Source organism: Lysinibacillus sp. Bpr_S20, assembly GCF_023337835.1.
Taxonomy (GTDB): domain Bacteria; phylum Bacillota; class Bacilli; order Bacillales_A; family Planococcaceae; genus Lysinibacillus.
In genome coordinates, this window is record NZ_JALNLQ010000002.1 from 411,290 (window position 1) to 435,156 (window position 23,867).

Here is a 23,867-nt window from a genome sequence, read left to right on the forward strand (position 1 = left end):
TATTTATTTTTTTACTTTCAGTCCATCTAACACCACCGCTGTAAATTGCGCCATTTCTGCTGACAAATCGAAATCTTCATTATGGATTAACCAATCATAGACATTAGCACGCATACAACGTTGAATAATTGTTTGAATTTGACCAACTTCTAAACCTTGACGAAACTCTCCAAGTTGAATACCTTCTTCGATATAAGCGTTGATCATTTGGAAAATCAATCTTTGCGGATTTATTAAGTAATGATCTTGTTCTACTTGATTCGTCATCGCTGCAGTATACACTGTTCGTAATAAATCTTTTCCAACAACATGTGTTAAATATTTCATTTGTTCTTGATAGAGCAATAAAATTTTTTCACTTGGCGGCAATGTACGATCAATATTTTTTTCCACAGAGCCATAAAAACTATCTAGCTCTTTAAATTTTTCTAAAATAACATCGTACTTGGATGGGAAATGTGTGTAAAACGTTCCTTTTGATACTTGACATGCTTTCGTAATTTGCTCAACAGATACATGCTCGAATCCATGTTTATTAAATAAATCTAATGATACTTTGAGTAATTTTTCACGTGTTTCTAAGGCCTTTTTTTGACGGCTAGTCATTGCATTCATATTGGACAATCCTTTCGCTAAGTATTTCAACATATTTTTTACGAGTAGTATTCTGAAAATATAAAATATTTTGATTGACGTAATGGATTTGATTTGATTATTATTTAATTGACTAAGGTCAATGACTGCGGTCAATTAATAGATCTCGTTATTAATGTTACGACAAAAGGGTAGAGTTTGGCTAGTGTTCATTGGATTTTCGAGTTAGGGGGAGGCAATAATGACGGAGAAATTAGGCTTTATCGGCTTAGGTAATATGGGGTTACCGATGTCAGTAAATTTATTAAAGGCTGGCTATAAGGTCTATGGCTTTGATACGAATTCACAGGCAATGGAGCAATTTAAAAAAGAAGGTGGGGTTGGGCTAGCAACAGCAAAGGAAGTTGTTGAGCAAAGTGATATTATCATGACGAGCTTGCCGACACCACAAATAGTGGAACAAGTATATCGATCTGAACCAGGTATAATGCATCATGCTAAGATAGGAAGTTTATTAATAGACTTTAGTACGGTAAATCCTGAATTGAATGATTCCTTACATAAGGAAGCACAATCATTGGGATTAGGTTATCTCGGGGCACCTGTTAGTGGAGGTGTTATAGGTGCTATTAATGCAACGCTTACGATAATGGTTGGTGGTGAAAAGGATGATTATCAACGTGGGTCCGAAATATTCCGAATAGTAGGGCAAAATATTTACCATCTGGGTACTTCTCCAAGCGTAGGGACGCGTATTAAATTACTCAATAATTTAATGATTGGATTTTATACAGAGGCTGTCGCTGAAACAATTGTACTTGGTGAGACAATGGGCATCCATGCAGATACGCTGTATGAGGTATTAAGTAATAGCTATGGTCAAAGCCGTATTTATGAACGAAATTACCTGGAATACATGAAAAACGAAAATTATCAGCCAGGTTTTACTACAAATCTATTATTAAAAGATTTGAAGCTAGCAAAAAATATGGCAGAAGAAGTAGGGGTACCACTTCGAATTGGCGAAAAATTAGTGGATCTATATGAGGATATTGCTCAGCAAGGCTATGGAGAAAATGATATGTCTGCCGCTTATTTAAGTTTAAATTCTCTCAGCAAAAGTACCCCTACTTTATAGGTAATAGGATGAGTGGGTTTAAATTAGCCTAATCCGGACGCAATGATGCCGAGGCATAATGGATAAGAAAAATGTAAAATTGAACAAATTTAAAGGAGGACTAGAAATATGACAACAGCACAAGAGGTTAAAACGTTAACGCACTTTATTGGAGGGGAACTAATAGAAGGGAAAAGCGGACGTTTCGGTTCGGTATTTAACCCAACGACTGGTGAGGTGATTGCCAAGGTGCCACTTGCGACTGCAGAAGAAACTCGTGGGGCTATCGATAAGGCTCAGGAAGCTTTTCCACAATGGAGAGATACGTCAGTAGCTAAACGAGCTGAGATTGTATTAAAGTTCCGTAATCTTGTTACTGAAAATATGGATGAGCTTTTAGAAATTATTTGTACAGAAAGCGGTAAAACAATGGAGGATGCGAAAGGTGAAATTACACGTGGTTTAGAGTCTGTTGACTTAGCGATCGGTGCACCTCATTTAATGAAGGGGGAGTATTCAGTCAATGTGGGAGGTCAAATTAATGCCTACTCCGCCAAATATCCGTTAGGTGTTGTAGCGGCTATTTCACCTTTTAACTTCCCAATCATGGTCCCTTTAGCACAAACAAGTATGGCAATTGCTGTTGGTAATGCAGTTATTTTAAAAGCTTCAGAACGTGTTCCTATGACGGCCTTATACGTCAGTGAGCTTTGGAAAAAGGCTGGATTACCAGATGGTATTTGGACGGTAGTTAATGGGGATAAAGATGCGGTAAATGAACTATTGGAAAACCCGATCGTGCAAGCAATTTCATTTGTAGGGTCGACACCTGTTGCAAAATATATTTATGAAACGGGCTCAAAATTTGGTAAACGTGTCACAGCTCTTGGTGGTGGGAAAAACAATATGGTTGTGATGCCAGATGCGGATCTTGACCAGGTAGCCAATGCATTTATCGGTGCAGCCTATGGAGCAGCTTCCCAACGTTGTATGGCAATTTCTACGATTATGCCTGTTGGAAAGGATACAGCAGATCGTCTTGTGGAAATCTTGAAAGAGAAAATTGCAAACTTGAAGGTAGGTTCATATACAGATTTAAAGACAGATTTTGGCCCTGTTATTTCACAGCAATCGAAGGAAGCGATTATTGCTGCTATCAATCAGGGAGAGTCTGAAGGGGCAACAGTTGTTTGTGATGGTCGTGAGCTTGATATTGTCAAAGAGTCTAAAGGGTTCTTTGTAGGTCCGACATTGCTAGATAACGTAAAACCAGGTATGGAAATTTATGAACAAGAAATATTCGGTCCAGCTCGAAATGTTGTACGTGTCGATTCGTTAGACGAAGCCATCCAACTTATTAATAAGCATGAACTTGGAAATGGGGTAACAATTTTTACGAATGACGGCTTAGCTGCTCGTAAATTTACAACAGAAATCGATGTTGGAATGGTTGGTGTGAACGTACCAATTCCTATTCCAGTTGGTTACCATAATTTCGCTGGATTTAAAGGTTCTCGTTTTGGGGAAGGGCATATGTTTGGTCCAGATCAGGCACGCTTCTTCACAAAAACAAAAACAATATCAGAGCGTTGGATGACTGGGCATGCATCGACAACATCTACGTTTGCATTCCCAAGTAATAACGACTAATACAAATGAAGAGCTGTATTTACTTGCAGCTCTTTTTTTCTAAAAGAATAAGGGGGGATGGGATGTTAGAATACATTGGGCTTTTTGGTAGTTTAGCTTTACTTGTGTATTTAACGATGAGGGGCGTAAATTTACTGATTTCAGCACCATTGACTGCATTGCTAGCGGCCATAACGAATGGTCTAGCATTTTTTCCACAAACAGCTGATGAAAATCAAGCTAACTTCTTAACAAGTTATATGGATGGGTTCACTGGATTCGTCGGTTCATGGTATTTAATGTTCATGGCAGGAGCCATTTTCGGAAAGGTAATGGAAGATACGGGAGCAGCGGATAGTGTTTCTAAATGGATTGTAGAAAAAATCGGAGTGAAATATGCAGCCTTTGCAGTAGTACTTGCCGCAGCTGTACTAACGTATGGTGGTGTCTCGGTGTTTATCGTAGCCTTTTCTGTATATCCAATGGCTATTAGTTTATTCAAGGAAGCTAATTTTCCTCGTCGCTTTATTCCTGCTGCATTAGGGTTAGGCTCTGTAACATTTACGATGACCTCAGCAGGTTCACCGGAAATTCAAAACTGGATTCCTATTTCATACCTTCATACAACGCCATATGCTGGATGGGAAGTAAGTATAGTTGTTGCAATTTTTATGGCAATTGGCGGATCATTGTGGCTAAATTGGATGATTAAACGTGCAGTAAAAAGCGGAGAAGTATTTATTGAACGATCTAATGATCCAGTAGTTGATGAATCTCGTAAGCTTCCGAGTCCAATTCTAAGTCTTGTGCCCCTATTAGTAGTTTTAGGTATTTCTTTTGTGTTCCATGATTCTCTTGGAACTTCAGCTTTAATTGTGGCATTAACGAGTGGATGTATAACAGCTTATTTAGTGAGCTATAAATATTCAAAATCTGTTGGAGCAACACTAGCAGCTGGTGCTATGGGTGCCGTTGTTGCTATTGCTAATACAGCAGCAGTGGTTGGTTTCGGTGGTGTCGTAAAAGCTACTCCTTCATTTGTGGCAACTGTTGACGTCATGACAAATATTCCTGGAAGCCCATTAATTGGTGGTGCAATAGCCATTGCTGTAATAGCAGGATTAACAGGCTCTGCTTCGGGCGGACAAACAATTGCCATGCCATTACTTGCTCCGCACTATATGGATATGGGAGTAGATACGGAGGCATTACATCGAACAATTGCTATTGCATCGGGATCTCTCGATTCATTACCTCATGGTGGTTATGTAGTCACAACTATCAATTCTGTATGTAATGAAAAACATAAAGATGCTTATATGCCATTTGGTGCCTTAACCGTCATTATACCTATAATAGGCACAATTCTGGCTATTATATTATTCTCACTAGGAATGTAGGGGGGCTAAGCGTGAAGGGAAAAACAGTTTTTATTACGGGAGCAGCCCGCGGTATCGGGTTATCGATGGCATTAGCGTTTGCTCAGCAAGGAGCGCATGTCGTTATAACAGATCGTAATGAACAGCTTTTAGCGGAGGCAGTTAAACAACATCCTCAATTAATAGCTTACACATGTGATGTTACGGATGAACAAGCCATATACGATGCGATCGACTTTACTGTTAAAAAGTTTGAGACAATAGATATTTTAATAAATAACGCAGGATTTCAACATGTTTCGCTTATTGAGGATTTCGCGACAGAAATATTTGAATCCATGCAAAAGGTGATGCTTGTTGCACCTTTTATAGCAATGAAATATGTGTTACCACATATGAAGAAAAATAAGTTTGGACGCATTATTAATATGGCATCCATTAATGGTGTAATTGGGTTTGCAGGGAAGGCCGGATACAATGCCGCTAAGCATGGACTTGTCGGTTTAACGAAAGTTGCAGCACTGGAGGTTGCAACTGAAGGGATAACCGTAAACGCGGTATGTCCAGGGTATGTCGATACAGATTTGGTGCGTAATCAGTTTACGGATTTAGCAAAGACAAGAGGTATCCAAGTAGAGGAAGTGCTAGAACAGGTGCTTTATCCACTCGTTCCTCAAAAACGCTTACTAGAAGTGTCAGAAGTTACGGGGCTTGCGCTTTATTTAGCAAGTGATACGGCAAAGGGGGTAACTGGTCAAGCAATTCTTTTGGATGGCGGTTATACAGCACAATAGCGTAGGAGGGTGAAAGATGATTCAAACAAAAACAATTTATACGGTTCATTCGCCAGGAACGATCGTTTATGGACGGGATTCTTTTGAAGAAGTAGGCATGTACGCCAAAAAAATGGGGACTAAGGCTCTTATCATTAGTGATCCAATTATGGATAGCTTAGGCTTTGTTCATCAATGTAGCACGTTATTAAAAGCTAGTGGATTGGAAGCGGTTTCATATTTAGGCGTAACGACGGAGCCAGTAGATACGTATGTAGCAGAAGGGCTTCATATTTTACAATCAGAGGGCTGTGATATGATCATTTCCGTCGGTGGCGGGAGTTGCATCGATACTGGAAAAGCAATTGCAGTAGTTGCAAAGAATGGTGGCTACATTGGTGATTATATGAAAATGGCCAAAATGGCAGAGCAAGCACCGATTCCACATATCGCCATACCAACAACAGCGGGAACCGGTTCAGAGGCAACGGATGCAACAGTCATTACGAATACGAAAAATGACGTGAAAATGATGATTAAGCAGCCTGCATTTATGCCAAACGTAGCAATCGTTGACCCGATTTTAACGGTTACATCTCCACCTGCCATCACTGCAGCAACAGGGATTGACGCGTTAAGTCATGCTATTGAAAGCTACTTATCTCGTTTAGCCCATCCTTACTCAAATGTACTTGCATTATCAGCGATGGAGTTAATTGTTCATAATATGTTAAAAGTTTATGAGCAAGGTAACGATATTGATGCTAGGGAAGCGATGTCGCTAGGCTCAATGCAAGCAGGTCTTTCATTCTCAAATGCTTCTGTCGCATTAGTACATGGCATGTCTCGCCCAATAGGGGCATTATTCCATGTACCACATGGTATTTCAAATGCCATGCTTTTGCCGGCGGTATTAGAATTTTCAAAGGATGCTTGTGTCGATCGGCTAGCAGATCTAGGTAAGTTTTTCAATAATGATCATGAGCAATTATCGCAAGAAGAGCTTGCCGATTTAGCAATTGTGTCAATTAAGGAAATGTGCAAAAAGATGGATATCGGGAATTTACAACAATGGGGAATTGAGGAACAAGCCTTTTACGATGCTATTCCAAAAATGGCAGCTGATGCAATTGCCAGCGGTAGCCCTGGCAATAATCCTAAGATCCCTACACAGGAAGAGCTAATGGAGCTTTATAAAATTGCTTATCATTATGAGTTTTAGGAATAAATAGAGTTACAAATCGTATGAATTTGTAACTCTATTTTTTATTTATTAGCTAAGTTATGTTATAGTTTTGAAAATTTGAACAAAGGGAGTGGAGATTAATGAATACCCGCACGCGGCGCGGCAGAGAAATACCCGCGAAAGGGAAGAGAATACCCGCGCGCGGCAGTGAAATACCCGCGGAAGAGGAGAGAATACCCGCGCCCGGCAGTGAGATACCCGCGAAAGGGAAGAGAATACCCGCGCGCGGCAGTGAAATACCCGCGGAAGAGGAGAGAATACCCGCGCATGGCAGAAATACCCGCGAAAGGGAAGAGAATACCCGCGCGCGGCAGTGAAATACCCGCGAAAGAGGAGAGAATACCCGCGCGCGGCGGGGAAATACCCGCGAAAGAGAAGAGAATACCCACGCATGGCAGAAATACCCGCGAAAGAAAAGCGATATCCGAGCAACTAAGGATCTGTATTGCAGAATTAATATGACATATCCGAGAAAATATAGTAATATTTTATATGAATCGTCATTCATTTTTCGAAGGGGGAAATTGTATGTTGCAGGGGAAAACAATTATTATTACTGGTGGATCAAGTGGGATGGGACTTTATATGGCCAAGCAATTCGTTGCGGAAGGGGCAAATGTTGTCATTACAGGGCGGAACGAGGAGCGATTAGCAGAGGCAAAATCCTTTATTTTAGAGGCTGGGAAAACGATTGAAACATTTCAAATGGATGTTCGAGTGCCTGAGCATGCAGAGGGAATGCTAGCATTTGCAATTGAAAAGTTTGGACAAGTTGATGGGCTTGTGAATAATGCAGCTGGTAATTTTATAGTACGTGCAGAGGATTTATCACCAAATGGTTGGAAGGCTGTTATTGATATTGTTTTAAATGGGACATTCTTTTGTTCTTCGGCAGTCGGAAAGTACTGGATTGAAAATAATATTAAGGGAGCTATTCTTAATATGGTGGCAACTTATGCATGGAATGCAGGTGCTGGTGTTATTCACTCTGCAGCGGCTAAAGCAGGTGTATTGTCAGTGACTCGAACGTTAGCTGTTGAATGGGGAAAACAGTACGGCATTCGAGTAAACGCAATTGCTCCAGGTCCAATTGAGCGTACAGGTGGTGCAGGGAAGCTCTGGGAGTCAGAGGCTGCAGCTGCTCGTACACTAGACTCTGTTCCGTTAGGCCGTACAGGTACTCCAGAAGAAATTGCTGATTTAGCAACATTTATGATGTCTGATAAAGCAGGTTATATGAACGGTGAATGTGTGACACTTGATGGCGGGCAATGGCTCAATCAGTATCCATTCTAACTTGAAAAATCTTTGCATAACGAAGAGCTGGTTTGACGCATACTAAAGGTAAAGAAAGGAGTTTTGCCGATGGGTATGTGGTTAATACCGGCTCTTATTGCCATTGCGATTATTTCTGCCATTTCGCTTGTGTCAACGCTAAAAATCGCCAAAATGACGTCTCAACGGAAATCAGAAAATGATACGCCGATTTCAGAAACCGTTGAAGAATATGCAACTATGCTCAATCCAATTGTTTGGGTGTATATCATTTTTTTACTTTTTTTAGGGATAATGATTTTTTATTATTGGAGTAAGGCAGGGTATTAAATTATCCGTGACATCCGCCGGAAGCATTATCTTCATTCAGTTCATATTTTATAATATGGCTGAATGAAGATTTTTCTCCATTGCCCTTAAGTAAAACCTCCTTTATTTGTGCTTTCGATAGTTAGTTTTGTTTAAAATCCTAAAATAATTCGCAGCTTATAAAAAAACTCTTCTCGGCCTGGTCGTGGTCATAAAAGGAATAGTTATGATATGATAAAAGGGAAGCATCCTGTTCTGCAAAGCGGGGACAGAAAAGGAGAAGAAGTTCATGATTTCAACTAACAGCAAAGACTTATTAGCAATGCCAATTAGTGATTTTATTATTTCATCTGAAAAAGTTGCGCATGTACAAAGTGGAAATAGTGCAGAGCATGCACTCCTAGTACTTACACGTACAGGGTATTCGTCGATACCTGTTTTAGATTTGAAATATCGACTTCAAGGTTTACTAAGTATGAAAATGATTACGGAATCCATTCTTGGACTAGAACATATTGAATATGAAAAGCTACCTGATATTAAAGTGGATACAATAATGGATAAAGATATCGCTGTATTAAAGTTGACGGATACTTTTCAGCGAGCTCTCGACTTAGTGATTAATCACGCCTTTTTATGTGTTGTGGACGAAGAAGGAACATTTGCAGGGATATTAACGAGACGTGTTATATTAAAGCAATTGAAAAAATATATTTATCAAAAAGAGTAGTAGTTTAGGAGGGGACTCAGATGAAAATCATGAGACCCTCTTTGCTTGTATCGGAGGTTTACGGATTGATGGCAACGGAGGCTGAAATTTTAAAAGTACTTGCAGAGGAACGTAATATGCGCAAAGCGGCAGAACGTTTATTTTTATCTCAACCAGCACTTTCTCAACGGTTGCAAACTATTGAAAAGGACTGGGGCGCACAATTATTTATTCGTTCGCAAAAAGGACTAACAGCGACACCTGCTGGAGAAATGATAATTGCCTATGCAACTGAAATGCTCAGCAAAAAAGAAGAGATTTTCGAAACGATCCAATCATTAACGACGAAAGTAAACGGGACATTGAAAATTGCCTGTGCATCGATTGTCGGCCAAAACTGGCTTCCGATAATATTAAAGGATTTTGTATCGAAATATCCTGAGGCGAAAATTTCCCTTATGACTGGTTGGAGCTCTGAAATAGTTAAAGCGCTTTATGAGGGTGAGGCTCATATAGGGATTGTGCGTGGGCAGGTTGATTGGAAAGGGGAAAAAATCCATCTTTTTCGTGACACCCTTTATTTAGTAGATAAAGAGCTAAAAACGATAGAAGATGTCTTAACGACAGACCGACCTTTTATTCAATTTAAAAGTGATTCCAATTACTATCAAGAAATTCAACAATGGTGGCAGCAGCATTTCGCTTCAAATCCAAGAAAACAAATTTTAGTGGATCAGATTGAAATTTGTAAGCAAATGGCATTGAATGGCATTGGTTATGCTATTTTGCCTTCCATTACTTTAAATGACCATGATGGTATTAATAAAATTGCATTAACGAATAATGAAAAAGAATTTGGTTTAACGCGAGATACTTGGTTAATTGGCTATGAATCCTCATTTGAGTTACGACAAGTAGAGGCTTTTGTAGAGGTAGTGCAAGATCATGCGCGATGTTTGTTTGACTATACGAAATAGAAATTAGAACAAGGCAGTCTCAAGTATTCACTTGGGGATGCCTTTTTTCATGTAATTCTCAATTTAACATATAATTAAAAATTTTATCCAACTTTTGAGTTTTATCGGAACACTTTCAAGAAATATCGCCCAACTCTTGAATTTTATCGACATCCACCTTTTTCTAATAAAATATCATCCCTAACTTTCGGCATTAGCTAATTCTTAAGAGTTTATGAATATTCATGAAGATGTCATAAGAAATGAAACAAAATGCTGTGAAAAACGTATAATTACTTAACCAACAATTTACATAAAAGGGGTTGAGTTTTTGAAGAAAACGAATCTAACGGCACTTATACTACTATTCATGCTGGTTATTAGCTTTATTTTGCCTGTGGAACAGGCAAGTGCGGCTGCTACTTTAGAGGTGGAGGCTAAGGTAGGGATTGCGGGTAAAGCTAAATACCAATCAGTTGTGCCGATTCAGGTAACAGTAAAAAATAATGGTGAAGATTTTTCTGGAGATATGGTCATTAATGTCTCCGGTTCCTATCAAGCTACATCAGCACAAGTTCTTCCTATCGATATAGCTTCAGGAGAAGAAAAAACATTTGATATTTATCTAGATGGATTAGATGACTTTAATTACTCGAATGCAGATACGTTTGCGTTTTTTGAAGGAAGCATAGAAAAAGGAAAAAAGGTTGCTTATAAAGGAACAAAGCAGCTACAAGGTAATCTTTTAGATCCTTCCTCCGTTTTTATTTATACATTAACGGAGAAAAGTGATCGTTTATCAGCATTTTTGCGTCTTTCCCAATCAGCTCAACAACATAATGTTGAAGTGTTCAACTTAAATCAAATTAAAGATTATACACTGCCGGAAGATACTCAAGGATTTGCAATGGCGAATGTTATCGTCATCGATGAAATGGCCATTGCTGATTTATCGAAAAAGCAACAAGAGTCTTTACTGAAGTGGGTACAGAATGGTGGAACTTTATTAGTAGGAGCTGCTGACCAAGTAAATGCCACAGCTGGTATTTTCAAGGATTATCTACCACTAGCGTTATCCAAACAAATGACAACCATTTCGGCAGATCGTCTTTCAAAATTATCAGGTGGCGGAACTATTACACAACCTATTGCTATTTATGGGGCAACTGAAAATAAAGGAAGTATTGCTGTTTTAACAGATAACCAAAAGATTTTAGCGTCTAAGAAAAAAGTTGGCAGTGGAGAAATTATACAAACAGTCTTTTCATTAGGAGATCAACCACTTGCGTCTATGGATGGTTATCCAGTATTAATAGAAAAATTGCTCAATATACAGCAGATGTCACAACAAGGGATGCTCGTTAATGGACAGCCGCCGATGGATCAAATGTCGTATGACCTGCGGAATATAAATGAATTATTCCCTTCGTTCGAAGTATCTGTTAGTTATATGGTAATCGTTATTATTTTATATATTTTAATTATCGGACCTATTTTATATTTCATTTTAAAGAAAGTAGACAAGCGGGAGCATGCATGGTGGATCATTCCTGCGATAGCAATTGTATTATCTATTGCCCTATTTATCGTTGGTGCAAAAGATCGAATTGGGCAACCGCAAATTCAACAATCGGCATTTTATAAAGTAAATGAAGATAGTAGTTTAAATGGTTATTATGTAGAGTCCATTTTAACAAATCGTGGCGGTGATTTTGTTGTTCATGCAGATAAGAATACAAGTGCATACGCGCTGCGAAATTCTAATAATTTCACGGGGATGAGCGAGAACTTACATGAAATATCCTATATTAAGGAAAATGCTAATGGTTCAACGTTAACACTGCGTGATTTAAGCTATTGGTCTGTTCAGTCGTTTGCAGGGAAATCAGCGGCACAAAATATTGGTAAGATGGACATCGATATTACGCTAAAGAATGAAAAGCTAACCGGGACCATTAAAAATAATTTCCCGTTTGCACTAAAGGATGTTACTTTAATCTCTGGCATTAAAGAAATTAACCTTGGCGATATTGAAGCGAACGGTAAACTTACAGTCGATAAGGAGCTAAAAGCAACAGTTCTGCAAAAACCATCTAATTTTACAAATTACAATTACAATTACAATAGTTACCCAGCGAAGAAGGAAGAAGTGAATCCTTTACGTATCGAGCAAATGAAATCTATGGCCATACCGTTTGTTGAAAATGATAAAAGCCCTGTTATAACAGCATGGGCAGATCAAGCAATTGCTGGTGTGGAGCTAGAAACAAGTGCGAATATGTCTCCAATTTCCTATTTTGTTCAGCCATTTGAGGGTAAAGTGGAGCTTTTAGGTCCATTTACGATGAAACGTAACAACTTTACGTATTCAGTAAACGGATTATCCCCTAATTCGTATTATGAACAAATAGATGAGCAATTAAATAATTGGCAGTTGTCTGATGGTTTATATGAAGTATCCATTGCGATGCCAGATAATTTTATGAAGTCAGTTCAAACATTAAACGAACTGACAGTCTCGAATAAAGATGTTAGTCGTATGCAGCTATCGATTTGGAATAACGAGACGAAAAATTACGAGCCATTGGCAGATGAGAAACAGGTATTTTCAGGTAACATAAAAAAATACTTCAATGACAATGATGAGTTGCTAATTGAAGTTAAATTCGGACAAGATCAAACGGGTGAGCAAACAAAATTACCAGATGTAGAGCTGAAGGGAGTGGCGAAATAATGATTGAAATTCGTGATTTAACGAAAAGATATGGCTCCTTTACAGCGCTAGATCATTTGAATCTATCTTTGGAGGAAGGGGTTGTCTTTGGTTTTGTAGGTGCCAATGGAGCAGGTAAATCGACTACATTTTCGATTTTAGCAACCTTGCTGGCTCCTACTTCTGGTGACGCGCTTATTAATGGGAAAAGCGTTATTAAGGAACCAAAGGAAGTGCGAAAACAAATTGGCTATATGCCAGATTTCTTTGGTGTTTATGATCAACTAAAAGTAGACGAATACTTAGACTTTTACGGAGCAAGCTACGGCATTGTGGCAGCTGAACGAAAAGTACTGATTCCACAGCTGCTTGAGCTCGTAAATTTAACAAATAAACGTTATGAATATGTTGACTTACTTTCACGAGGGATGAAGCAGCGTCTATGTTTGGCACGTGCTCTTATCCACGATCCTAAAGTATTAATTTTAGATGAACCTGCTTCAGGTTTGGATCCACGTGCACGAGTAGAAATGCGGGATATTTTAAGGAATTTAAAATCTATGGGGAAAACTATTTTAATCTCCTCCCATATTTTGCCCGAGCTTGCAGAAATGTGCGATGAAATCGGTGTGATTGATAATGGCAAGCTTATTGCTCATGGCAATGTGGCTTCCATTCAAGCACAGCTACAAGGGGAGAAGCGTATCGTAATAAAAGTAACAGAAAGCTTAAACGAAGTACGTGCATTTTTGGAGGAGGATCCTCTGATCTCTTCAATAGATGTGATGGACAATCGCTTAGAATTAGCCTTTAATTATCGTGGAACAGATGACGATCAGGTAGCACTATTGAAAATGGCAATACTTGCGGATCTACCTATTTATGCGTTAAGTGAAGAGGAAAAAGATTTAGAAGATGTCTTTATGGCTATTACGAAGGGAGCGGACAATCAATGATGGAACGATTTTATAATCCGGTTTTCGTAAAAGAATTGAAGTTACGCTTCCGTTCTTTTAAAAGCTTTTCAGGTTTAATGTTTTATTTAGCGGTTATTTGTATTTTTATCGTAGGATTTTTGCTTATTACAACTGGATTCACAGGCAAGGGTTTCTTTAGACCAGACACAAGCTTTATGATGTTCGCGGTCTTAACAATATTACAAATGGCTCTTGTTCTTTTCATTACACCGAGCTTAACTGCCGGTGCAATTAGTAGCGAACGGGAAAAGCAAACATTAAATATTTTACTAACAACGACACAAAGCTCTACTCAAATCATCATTGGAAAATTATTATCCTCGGTAGCATTTTTAGTATTAATGCTTATCGCAGGGCTACCATTGTATAGTTTAGTATTTTTATTTGGTGGCGTATCGCCGTCCCAATTAATCTCAATATTTTTATTTTATTTATTAACAGTTGTAGCAATTGGTAGTATCGGTGTTATGTTTTCAACCATTACAAAACGAACTATTGTTGCGATGATTTCTACGTATGGTTCAATCATTTTTTTAGGTGGCATTACGGCGTTTTTCTTCTTTATATCAATAGCCTTCCATCAGATGGGTAATTCCTTAAGTACTAGTACTTCTTATATGGCTTACTTCTGGGCTTCTATTAACCCAGGTGCATTAATGCTTACGCTTACTTCGCCAGCGATGGGCGATGCTTTAGCACAAGTTTCGGGAGTGAAATTTCCTGTTTGGATTAGTTACTTAATAGCTTATTCATTGATTATTGTTTTTTGTTTAACAATTGCGATTAAAAAATTACGTGCCAATATGAAAAGCAACCGATAAGGAGGAATATTATGGAGCGCCGTAGGCAATTACGGAAATATATTCAACGTGCAAAGACGAGTTTAACAGTGGAAAGAAGCATTCCAATTGCACAATACGGCTTGTTTTTGGCATTGCTTTCGAGTGCTTCCCTCTTCCTCGTTTCAAGGCTCTTTGTTTGGCCATATTATCGCCAAACAGCTCTTGCTACCTTTATCGTTGTCATACTAGCAACGGTACTATTTATGTGGTGGAAGCGTGTAAAAGAAAAGGAAGCTTTGCATACACTGGATGATTATTTTTCTCACAATGAACTTGTGACAGCCTTATCGTTCGAGGATGATAAGGACCCACTCGTTCTATCTCTACTAACGAAAGCGCTAGAAAACGTTGACAAAGCGTTTGCTGATTTTAAGGCTCGAAAGAAAAGCTTGTTCCGTCCAAAAGCATTGATCGGATTGTTTGGAACAGCTGTCGTACTAGCCATTCTTTATATGTTCCCAGCAGCTACACAAATTGAAGCCATTGAGGTGGAGAAAGAAAAAGCTGTCATTGAGGACGTAAAAAAGGAAGTAGCTAAATTAGAGAAAAAAGTAGAAACAAAAGAAGTGAAAGAGCAATTAAAAGAATTGCAAAATACTTTAAAAGAGGCAGAGACAGCGGAAGAAGCATTACGCGAAGTCGTGAAAAAGCAAAAGGAACTGGCTTTAAAGGAGCAACAATTAAAAGATAAGCAAACGGCTAGTAAGGATGGCGCTGCTGAAGAGAAGGGTTTATCGAAAGAAGAAGTGGAGCAATTGAAGGAGCTTGCCCAAATGCAGCAGGAGCTAACGCAAAATGCCACTGCCACTCAGACAGCTATGAGTAAGCTTGGGAAGCCTGCAAGCAATACGCTACAAAATGCTATTGCAAGTGCCAATAGTGCAAATAACAACCAGTCAAACAATGCTAACCCAAATCCAAATCAACAGTCATCAGCGAATTCACAACAGAGCAATCAGCAAGGACAACAAGGCCAATCAAATTCCCAAAATGATTCTCAACAGGCCAGTGGTAAAGGTCAGGAACAAGGATCGAGTCAAAGCACTCAACAAGGACAAGGACAAGGTAATGGTCAAGGGAACGGACAAGGTCAGGGCAATGGAAATGGCAATGGAAACGGTAATGGTTCAGGTTCAGGTTCAGGTTCAGGTTCAGGTTCAGCAGGAGGTAGTGGTGCAGGAACAGGGCAAGACGGTCGCGATTTATTAACGACGCCGAAAAGAATAGGTGGCTCAAGTCAAACTTCAGTAGATGGAGGCGCATTAGGCGATGGATCACATGTTTCGGAGCAACAAGGAAATGGTCCCATTACTAAAGGTTCTATCCGTCCTTATGGGGAAGTTATAGGCTCCTATAAAGATAGCTATTTAGAAAGCTCAGAGCGTTTACAATTACCGAAGGATTTACAAAATGTCGTGCAATCTTATTTCACGTCAATTGAGTCTCAGTAGGAGGAAAAGGAATGGCATTTACAGAGCAACAATATGTTGAAATGAGTACGAAATTACAGCAAGTAAAGGAAGAAATTCATCGTTTTATCGTCGGGCAAGAAGAAGCAATTGATTATACATTATACGCAGTGCTTGCTGATGGGCATGCATTATTAGAGGGGCTACCGGGTTTAGGGAAAACGATGTTAATCCGTACAATTTCTGAAGTACTAGATTTATCATTCTCGCGTATTCAATTTACACCAGATTTAATGCCGGCGGATATTACAGGAACTAGTATGATTGAGCGCACACCTGATGGCAAGCAGCAGTTTACGTTCCAGCCAGGCCCGATCTTTAGCCAAATGGTATTAGCAGATGAAATTAACCGAGCAACACCAAAAACACAAAGTGCTTTGCTGGAAGCAATGGGTGAAAAAACGGTAACCATCTTGGGCGATACAAAGAAGATGGCAAGACCATTCTTCGTGTTAGCAACACAAAACCCAATTGAGATGGAGGGAACATACCCTTTACCAGAGGCACAAATGGACCGCTTCCTATGTAAAATTCTTGTGCCATATCCTGAGAAAAGTGAGCTAATGGAAATTATGAAGCGTACAACAGGTGCTAAGGACATTGATTTGCAAAAGATCATGAATACCGAAGCCCTTATTGAAGCGCAGCAAATGGTGAAGGAAGTACTTGTTGCTGATGAAATGCTCGAATTTGCGACCGACCTAGTTGTGGCTACACATCCTGAGCGAGTGGATGCAATTGATGAGGTCAAGCAATATGCTATGTATGGTAGCGGCCCTCGAGGTTTACAAAGTTTAATAAAACTTGCGAAGGCAAGGGCGCTTATGAATGGACGTTTCCACGTTTCTGTAGCGGATATTAAATCTGTAGCTAAGCCAGTGTTACGTCATCGTATGCTGTTGAATTATGAAGGGGAGGCTTCAGGTAAAACAGCAGACGATGTGATTGATGTCATTTTAGAAAAAGTACAGCAAGGTGTTAGCAGGTGACACAAAAATTATTATTGCCCGAGGATTGGTTAGCGAAAATTAGTCGCTTCCAAGTGGCAACGGCCTCCAAATTACGTGGGCAGCACAAGGGCTCGCACCGTTCGCAACGCTTTGGGGCATCGCTCGATTTTTCAGATTTTCGTGAATATCATTTAGGTGATGATGTACGTCAGGTGGATTGGAACGTCTTTGCGAGAACTGATAAATACTTCATTAAACGTTTTTTAGATGAACAAGAAATGCGTGTACACATTTTGCTAGATACTACTAAATCTATGGGCGATCAAGCAAAATGGACTTTTGCGCGGCAAATTGTTGCTTCACTTGGCCTAATGGTGCTCGGTCGCGATGATCGCTTATCATTTTCTTTTGTACAGGATGAGGTGAAGCCGCCGTTTCGCCGTAAAGGTGCAATGTATCGTCGCGCTTTTTTACAGATGGTCACAGAGATTGAGCAAGCAACTTATACAAATAGCTTTGCCCAGGGAGCTTTAAAAGCATTGCCTAAGGATAGTACAGTTCTATTTATTGTGACGGACGGGCTTGAGCCAATCGAGGAATGGGAGCAACTTCTAAAGAGGCTACCACGTTTTGCAGGGGATGTACGTATTTTGCAAATCGTTACGCAAGAAGAACTATCACCACAATATACGGGTGATGTGCGCTTACTTGATCGTGAAACAGGCAGAGATGTAAATGTTACGATGTCTTCTAAAGTTCTAGACACATATATGGCAAAACGTTTAGTACATGAAGAGGAATTTGAGGCAATTTGTCGGCGCTTCGGTGTTCGACAATTACAGCTTAAAGTAGAGGATGGATTACAGCATGCCATCTTCCAACAATTATTAAAAGCACATTGGATTAGGTGAGGTGAGCCGTATTGGGCTTTAGTCAATTACTTTTTAGCTGGACGGCCATCATCCCGGTCATTGTCCTTCTATATTATTTCTTTCGAAAAAAATATACCGATCAAACCGTATCTTCAACACTTTTCTGGTCGGAAATTATGCAAGAAACACGTGTATCTCCATACTTAAAACATTTACAAAAAAATGCACTGCTTTATTTACAACTGCTAGCTCTTCTTTTACTCGTATTAGCTTTAATGAATCCTTACGTTAAAAAGTCAACGATCGTTGGTGCGCAGACGATTTTCATTGTAGATACGTCCGCAACGATGTTAGCAGGAAAAGAGCAGTCAACATTTGATGCACATAAAAAAGAAATGCTGTCATTGGTCGACGAGCTAGATGGTAGACCTGTGACACTCATTACAACAGGCAATACGCCAAAAGCTATATTACAGCAGGAAACCAATACTAAAGATATTGCAAAAGCCATTCAAGCGTTACAAGTAACATATGAAACCGCTCAAATGAATAAAGCTCTGGATGTGGCGCAGGCTTTTGTCGGCAATACCCCAACATCTATCTATGTTTTCACAGATTCGCTTGATAAAAAGCAGTTACCGATGGAAAAAGATACGGTGAAGTGGATCGTAAAAGGAGCTGCAAAGGATTTAACAAATATCGCAATTACACGTTTTGCCGCTACAACTGATGGAAAATCTGCTATGGCTCTAGTTCAGTTACAAAATGATACGGACCAAGAGCAAAATGTATCGCTGTCGATAGAAAATGCTAAAGGTAAGGAGTTAGTTTCAGAGAGTGTCATTTTGCCTCCAAGTGAAGCAGTAACAAAAACCTTTAAAGACCTACATTTAGAAGATTCTATGACGGCCAAGATAGATGCTAAGGATGATTACGCTGTTGATAATACACAAACGGTATTGCTACAGACAGCTACTTCAAAGGTGATTGTCGATCAAAGTATACATCAACTCATTCAAAAAGGTATGCAAACGATTAATAGCAGCGTGAAAATTGTGTCATCTTCACAGGTGGCTGACCATCAGGATGCCACTGTTGTGACGAAACAGACAGCGCTACTCGAAAAGATGGACAAGCCAATTGTATTATTTGGACGGGATGATGTTGAGAAGGTTGAAGCTTCTGGGGAAGTCGGTACAACAAGTGATGCACTGTTTGCATTTAGTGAGCTTAAAGGTATTTACGTCAGTGCTGTATATCCTGGATTCGACGATTATAAAACGATTGCATCCGTTGGAGACAGGCCATTTATTCAGCGCTCACCTAAAGGAGATTTAGTTGTATTAGCTGATATTGCAGATACAGATTGGCCGTTACATCCTTCATTCCCATTGTTTTTATGGAGTGCCGAGCAGGAGCTTTCAGAATCAATTGGTTCACTTGGAGTTTTTACACCAAATGAGCAACGTGCAGTTGCTTTAGCGCAGGGGGACTGGAGTATTTATTCACAGGAAGATGAATTTTTGTCAACCATTACAAAGGGTCTATTAACTGCCCCAATGAAGCCTGGAATTTACACAGCTCGCTCAAAAGATGAAGAAAAGCGCTTTATTGTACAGCTTCAAGCGCAAGAACGTGTTATTGAAAAAGGGACTAGCTATACGCTTGGAGAGCTTCCGGACAATGGTAAGGAAGAACAGTCAAAAACCTCGTTCGTACCTTGGTTGATCCTTATTATCGTCGTATTACTGGTTGTAGAGTGGGAGGTGCAACGACGTCGTGGATTTACGAATTGATATGCCATTAGCATTGTTGCTTTTACTTCCGTTGCTTGTGTATTTTGGCTGGACTTATTGGCGTGAACGTCAGCGACTAAAGAAAAGCCATATCGTCGTACTAGGAATTCGTATTGTGGCAATATGCTGTTTGGTTTTTGCACTTGCTGGGCCCTATCTTTTATTGCCCGTAAAGGAAGAACAAGTATTATTCTTAATTGACCGTTCTGCTTCAATGAATGGAACAGCTGATGAGATGGCCAATGCCATAGCGGAAAGTTTACAGTCGAAAAAAGATGAACAGCTTGCAGGGATTTATTCTTTTTCATCGACATTACAAACGGAAGCTATTTTATCGGATTCTTTAAAGGAAGTACCTAAATTCACAGCTATAAAAGCAACAGATCAAACAAATATCGAGCAGAGCCTACAGCTTGCATCAGGCATTGTAGATCCGAAAAAAGCAACACGGCTTGTGCTCTTAACGGATGGCAATGAAACAAAAGGAGATGCCTTGGAATTTGCAACGAAGTTTAAAGGGTCAAATATTAGTGTGGATGTGATGCCATTTAACCAACCTGTTGCTAAAGATGTATCCATGAAAAGTTTTGTAACGCCACAAGTAGCTTATGTAGGCGAGCAGCAACAGCTAGTCGCCGAAATCAATGCAACTGTAGCAGAACAAGGTGAGCTATTATTATACGAAAATGATAAGCTTATTCATCGTGAGAAAGTTGAGCTTACAGAAGGTTCAAATGTTTTTACGTATAAACATTCAGCAACGACTGAAGGACTTGTGAAATATGAGGCACTTGTACAGGTCGAACAGGATGCCATTTTTGAAAATAATAAATTAACTAGCGTCACAATGGTGCAAAGTGAACCACATTTACTTATTGTTAATGGCTATGATACTGCATCACCAATTGCAGCAGCACTTGGCAAACAATCAATTGCCCACGATGTTGTAGATGCTAAAAGTTTGCCAAATGAGCTTTCTAGTTATTTACAATACAATGCAATTATTTTTGATAATGTACCAGGGCATTTAGTCGGTGAGGCAAAAATGAATGTCATTGAGCAAGCCGTGAAAAACTTTGGTGTCGGTTTTACAATGGTTGGTGGCGAAAATAGTTTTGGCTTAGGCGGTTACTTTAAAACACCAATCGAAACTTTATTACCTGTTGAAATGGAGATCAAAGGTAAGGAACAATTACCATCATTAGGGCTTATTATCGTACTTGACCGTTCGGGAAGTATGTCTGGAACAAAGCTAGAACTCGCGAAAGAGGCGGCCGCTCGCTCAGTTGAAATGCTACGAACTGAGGATACGCTCGGGTTTATTGCCTTTGATGATCGACCTTGGGAAATTATTGAGACAGGGCCACTTGGCAATAAGGAAGAAGCTGTAGATACGATTTTATCTGTAACGCCAGGTGGGGGTACCGAAATTTATGGATCACTTGCTAACGCCTATGAAAAACTAGCTGATCTAAAGCTACAGCGTAAGCATATTATTTTATTAACGGATGGACAGTCACAGCCAGGTAACTACGAAGACTTAATTGCACAAGGAAAAGAGAATGGCATTACATTATCAACGGTTGCAATTGGTCAGGATGCAGATGCCAACTTACTTGAAGCACTTAGTGATATGGGCAGTGGGCGTTTCTATGATGTCGTCGATGAGCAAACGATTCCTTCTATTTTATCTCGTGAAACAGCCATGATTTCACGCACATATATTGAAGATAACCCATTCTATCCAACGATATTTAATGCATCTGGCTGGAATACGTTATTTACAAATGGTGTACCTAAAATGAATGCTTATATAGGCACTACAGCAAAGCAGGGAGCCACGGTTATTGCAGAAAGTGAGAAGGAAGATCCAGTACTTGCAGAATGGCAATATGGCCTTGGCAAAACATTTGCCTTTACTTCTGATTCTACAGGAAAATGGACAGGAGACTGGGCAAGGTGGCAAAATTGGGGCACGTTTTGGCAAACGCTTATTTCAAAAATGCTACCAAGCTATAACGATGTTGCCTATGATGTACGTCTAGAATCAGACGGCACATTTGTCATCACTGACCCAACAAATGAAGCGGCGTTTTTAGATATAGTTGCTGTCAATGAGGCGGGTGAAGAACTTGAAACGCAGCTAGAAACAATTTCAGCATCACAAGTTCGAGCAGTCGTACAAGCAGAACCAGGACTAATCTTCTTCCGCATAGCCGATAAACAACAGGCTATTTACCAGGCAGGCTTAAGTGTACCTTATAGTGCTGAGTATGAATTACGTCCAGTGAATGATCAGCTTGTCAAGGGACTGACAAAGCAAACAGGCGGCTCCGTATTGAAGGAACCGAGCGAAGTATTCCGTGAATTTACGAAAAAAGGAGCGGAACGTCAAAATATTGCAACATGGCTTTTATTAGCAGGAATGCTACTATTCTTTATTGATATTACGATTCGACGCTTCGGTTGGAGCTTCCTAACAAGACCAAAGAAAAAAGAATCACCTGTAGAGGAAAAACAAATACAGGCAGAGGACACAAATGTTGCCCAGCTATTAAAGGGCATGAAAAAACGACATTAGTAAGTTAAAACGGTGGTTCATGGGTTTTTAAGCTATGAGCCATCGTTTTTTTGCATTCTATCTAAAAAAATGACAATCAACTTTTTAGTATTAACACTTTCAGCGATTATCACCCAACATTTAAATTTTATCGACGAACTTTCGCAATTTATCGACCAACATTTAAATTTTATCGACTAACTTTGGCGTTTTATCACCCAACTTTTAATTTTTATCGACATCCACCTTCTAAAGAGATGCGCAAATTTTCTGAGACAGGTAAAATTTTACTTGTAAATAATGTATATAAGTGTAATAATTGATGATAGTAATAAAATATTACTATCATTTTTACGTACTATAAATTTTTGTGGGGGATCGTACATGACCAATATTATGAATTCTTTTGGTTTTCTAAGCTTTAAATTAGCCGAGGCTTTAGAGGAAAATCTCGAGAAATATATCAACGAAAAATTTCAAATGAAATCGAGAGAAGTCGGGATCATGATTGCTGTAAAAGAAAAGAAACTTAGCCAAATTCAAATAGGGCAGATTTTAAAGCTGGATAAAAATAGTGTCCGCTTTTTTATCGATGATTTAGAAGAAAAAAAGTATGTTTATAGGGAAAAAAATCAAGAAAATAGAAGAGAGAATTTAATCTGCCTTACAGAACAAGGTGAAAATTTGGCAGAAGAATTAATGAAGACCCTTGCGATTTCTGAGAATGAAGTTTTACAACTACTTTCATTGGAAGAAAAAGAGCAGTTGAAAAGTATTTTGACAAAAGTATATGAAAATCGTACATAGTGCTTAAAACCTTATCAATTAGAAAGAGTGATGACAGATGAAAGCAGTAGAGGTTATGAAAGAGTATTTAAAAAGAGCACAAGAAGAGGGTCAGGATTTATCTGACATGTATGCAGATCACGGGGAATTGAAAAATTTTAAAGGTGAAATTTTTAAAGGCAGAAAAGAAATACAGAACTTTTATATGTCACCTATGCCGAAAGGCTTTAAATTAACGATCCAAAATATTGAAGGCGATGATCTAGAATGTAGGGCAATTGTTTCCACTACTTGGGATGGTTTACCAAACCCAGTATTTCTGGAAGAAAGGTTGATTCTTGAAAATGAAAAAATTAAATCATTTACAATGATCCCAAAATAAAGGAGACTGAAGCATGTCATTAAATCCTAAAGGAAATCCTCTTCCCACGCCTGAAAGAGACACGAAATATTGGATTGGCGTAGCATCTCTCAATCATGTGCAAAAAGGAGTTGATGGAGGGTTTAGCCAGCTATGCCATGGCAAAGAAAGACCTTTGAAACGAATGAGAAAAGGAGATTGGATTATCTATTATTCTCCTAAAAAAAGTCTAGATGGTAACGAGCCTATAAGAGCGTTTACCGCAATTGGAAGAGTAAAAGACGAGAAAATATACGAGTTCCAAATGGCAGAAAATTTTATCCCTTATAGAAGAGATATAGATTTTTATAAAGATGCAAAAGCTGTGCCAATAAAAAGGATCTTAGATTATTTGGAATTTGTAGAAGATACATCGAAGTATGGTTATAAATTCAGGTTTGGTCATTTTGAAATAAGCAAAAAAGATTTTTTATTAATTGCACATGAAATGGGATTACCATTGAAGTATGGCTGAATTTGTTTAGAATAAAAAACGTTACTTTCTTAATTTATTG

General features: G+C 39.1%; 21 protein-coding genes. 20 read left to right on the forward strand and 1 reads right to left on the reverse strand.

What is annotated here, in order from left to right; all coding sequences use genetic code 11:
- Positions 1 to 3: 3 nt before the first annotated feature.
- A complete protein-coding gene (locus MWJ95_RS06430) occupies positions 4 to 615 on the reverse strand; it encodes a TetR/AcrR family transcriptional regulator (RefSeq protein WP_249104809.1) in 612 nt (203 codons plus the stop codon).
- Between the two features lie 220 nt (positions 616 to 835).
- Between MWJ95_RS06430 and MWJ95_RS06435 the strand changes: the two genes are divergently transcribed.
- The 20 genes from MWJ95_RS06435 to MWJ95_RS06530 all read left to right on the forward strand — a co-directional run bounded on the left by MWJ95_RS06435 (position 836) and on the right by MWJ95_RS06530 (position 23,827).
- On the forward strand, positions 836 to 1,732 hold the full coding sequence (locus MWJ95_RS06435; protein WP_249104811.1) for an NAD(P)-dependent oxidoreductase: 897 nt from the start codon (positions 836 to 838) through the stop codon (positions 1,730 to 1,732).
- 108 nt (positions 1,733 to 1,840) lie between these two features.
- Entirely contained in the window at positions 1,841 to 3,361 is a 1,521-nt protein-coding gene (locus MWJ95_RS06440) for a CoA-acylating methylmalonate-semialdehyde dehydrogenase (RefSeq protein ID WP_249104812.1), read from the forward strand.
- Between the two features lie 62 nt (positions 3,362 to 3,423).
- Positions 3,424 to 4,740, forward strand: a complete 1,317-nt coding sequence (locus MWJ95_RS06445) for a GntP family permease (protein ID WP_249104814.1) — start codon at positions 3,424 to 3,426, stop codon at positions 4,738 to 4,740.
- 11 nt (positions 4,741 to 4,751) lie between these two features.
- Positions 4,752 to 5,513, forward strand: coding sequence for a 3-hydroxybutyrate dehydrogenase (locus tag MWJ95_RS06450; RefSeq protein ID WP_249073335.1), 762 nt, complete (start codon positions 4,752 to 4,754; stop codon positions 5,511 to 5,513).
- A 16-nt stretch (positions 5,514 to 5,529) separates the two neighbouring features.
- On the forward strand, positions 5,530 to 6,714 hold the full coding sequence (locus tag MWJ95_RS06455) for an iron-containing alcohol dehydrogenase (RefSeq protein WP_249073334.1): 1,185 nt from the start codon (positions 5,530 to 5,532) through the stop codon (positions 6,712 to 6,714).
- Between the two features lie 552 nt (positions 6,715 to 7,266).
- A complete protein-coding gene (fadH, locus tag MWJ95_RS06460) occupies positions 7,267 to 8,034 on the forward strand; it encodes a 2,4-dienoyl-CoA reductase (protein ID WP_249104816.1) in 768 nt (255 codons plus the stop codon).
- Between the two features lie 69 nt (positions 8,035 to 8,103).
- Positions 8,104 to 8,343, forward strand: coding sequence for a short-chain dehydrogenase (locus MWJ95_RS06465; protein ID WP_249073331.1), 240 nt, complete (start codon positions 8,104 to 8,106; stop codon positions 8,341 to 8,343).
- A gap of 268 nt (positions 8,344 to 8,611) precedes the next feature.
- Entirely contained in the window at positions 8,612 to 9,052 is a 441-nt protein-coding gene (gene cbpB, locus MWJ95_RS06470; RefSeq protein WP_249073330.1) for a cyclic-di-AMP-binding protein CbpB, read from the forward strand.
- A gap of 68 nt (positions 9,053 to 9,120) precedes the next feature.
- Complete coding sequence (locus MWJ95_RS06475; protein WP_249073501.1) at positions 9,121 to 10,008, forward strand: LysR family transcriptional regulator; 888 nt, start codon at positions 9,121 to 9,123, stop codon at positions 10,006 to 10,008.
- 310 nt (positions 10,009 to 10,318) lie between these two features.
- The gene (locus MWJ95_RS06480; protein ID WP_249104817.1) at positions 10,319 to 12,721 is read left to right on the forward strand and encodes a hypothetical protein; all 2,403 of its coding nucleotides are present in this window, start codon (positions 10,319 to 10,321) and stop codon (positions 12,719 to 12,721) included.
- Positions 12,721 to 13,656 carry an ABC transporter ATP-binding protein gene (locus MWJ95_RS06485; protein WP_249104819.1) on the forward strand — a complete coding sequence of 312 codons (936 nt, stop codon included), beginning with the start codon at positions 12,721 to 12,723 and terminating at the stop codon, positions 13,654 to 13,656. The genes MWJ95_RS06480 and MWJ95_RS06485 overlap by 1 nt, the downstream gene beginning before the upstream one ends.
- Positions 13,653 to 14,498 carry an ABC transporter permease gene (locus MWJ95_RS06490; protein ID WP_249073327.1) on the forward strand — a complete coding sequence of 282 codons (846 nt, stop codon included), beginning with the start codon at positions 13,653 to 13,655 and terminating at the stop codon, positions 14,496 to 14,498. The genes MWJ95_RS06485 and MWJ95_RS06490 overlap by 4 nt, the downstream gene beginning before the upstream one ends.
- An 11-nt stretch (positions 14,499 to 14,509) precedes the next feature.
- Positions 14,510 to 15,970 (forward strand): hypothetical protein, encoded by a 1,461-nt coding sequence (locus MWJ95_RS06495; protein WP_249104821.1) that lies wholly within the window; start codon positions 14,510 to 14,512, stop codon positions 15,968 to 15,970.
- A gap of 11 nt (positions 15,971 to 15,981) precedes the next feature.
- The gene (locus MWJ95_RS06500) at positions 15,982 to 16,977 is read left to right on the forward strand and encodes an AAA family ATPase (RefSeq protein ID WP_249073325.1); all 996 of its coding nucleotides are present in this window, start codon (positions 15,982 to 15,984) and stop codon (positions 16,975 to 16,977) included.
- Complete coding sequence (locus tag MWJ95_RS06505) at positions 16,974 to 17,849, forward strand: DUF58 domain-containing protein (protein WP_249104822.1); 876 nt, start codon at positions 16,974 to 16,976, stop codon at positions 17,847 to 17,849. The genes MWJ95_RS06500 and MWJ95_RS06505 overlap by 4 nt, the downstream gene beginning before the upstream one ends.
- 11 nt (positions 17,850 to 17,860) lie before the next feature.
- Entirely contained in the window at positions 17,861 to 19,606 is a 1,746-nt protein-coding gene (locus MWJ95_RS06510) for a vWA domain-containing protein (protein WP_249104824.1), read from the forward strand.
- Positions 19,590 to 22,187, forward strand: coding sequence for a VWA domain-containing protein (locus tag MWJ95_RS06515; protein ID WP_249104826.1), 2,598 nt, complete (start codon positions 19,590 to 19,592; stop codon positions 22,185 to 22,187). The genes MWJ95_RS06510 and MWJ95_RS06515 overlap by 17 nt, the downstream gene beginning before the upstream one ends.
- A 363-nt stretch (positions 22,188 to 22,550) precedes the next feature.
- Entirely contained in the window at positions 22,551 to 22,973 is a 423-nt protein-coding gene (locus MWJ95_RS06520; protein WP_249073321.1) for a MarR family winged helix-turn-helix transcriptional regulator, read from the forward strand.
- Positions 22,974 to 23,010: 37 nt separating this feature from the next.
- On the forward strand, positions 23,011 to 23,334 hold the full coding sequence (locus tag MWJ95_RS06525; protein ID WP_249073320.1) for a hypothetical protein: 324 nt from the start codon (positions 23,011 to 23,013) through the stop codon (positions 23,332 to 23,334).
- Between the two features lie 13 nt (positions 23,335 to 23,347).
- The gene (locus MWJ95_RS06530) at positions 23,348 to 23,827 is read left to right on the forward strand and encodes an EVE domain-containing protein (protein ID WP_249073319.1); all 480 of its coding nucleotides are present in this window, start codon (positions 23,348 to 23,350) and stop codon (positions 23,825 to 23,827) included.
- The last annotated feature ends 40 nt before the right edge of the window (positions 23,828 to 23,867 follow it).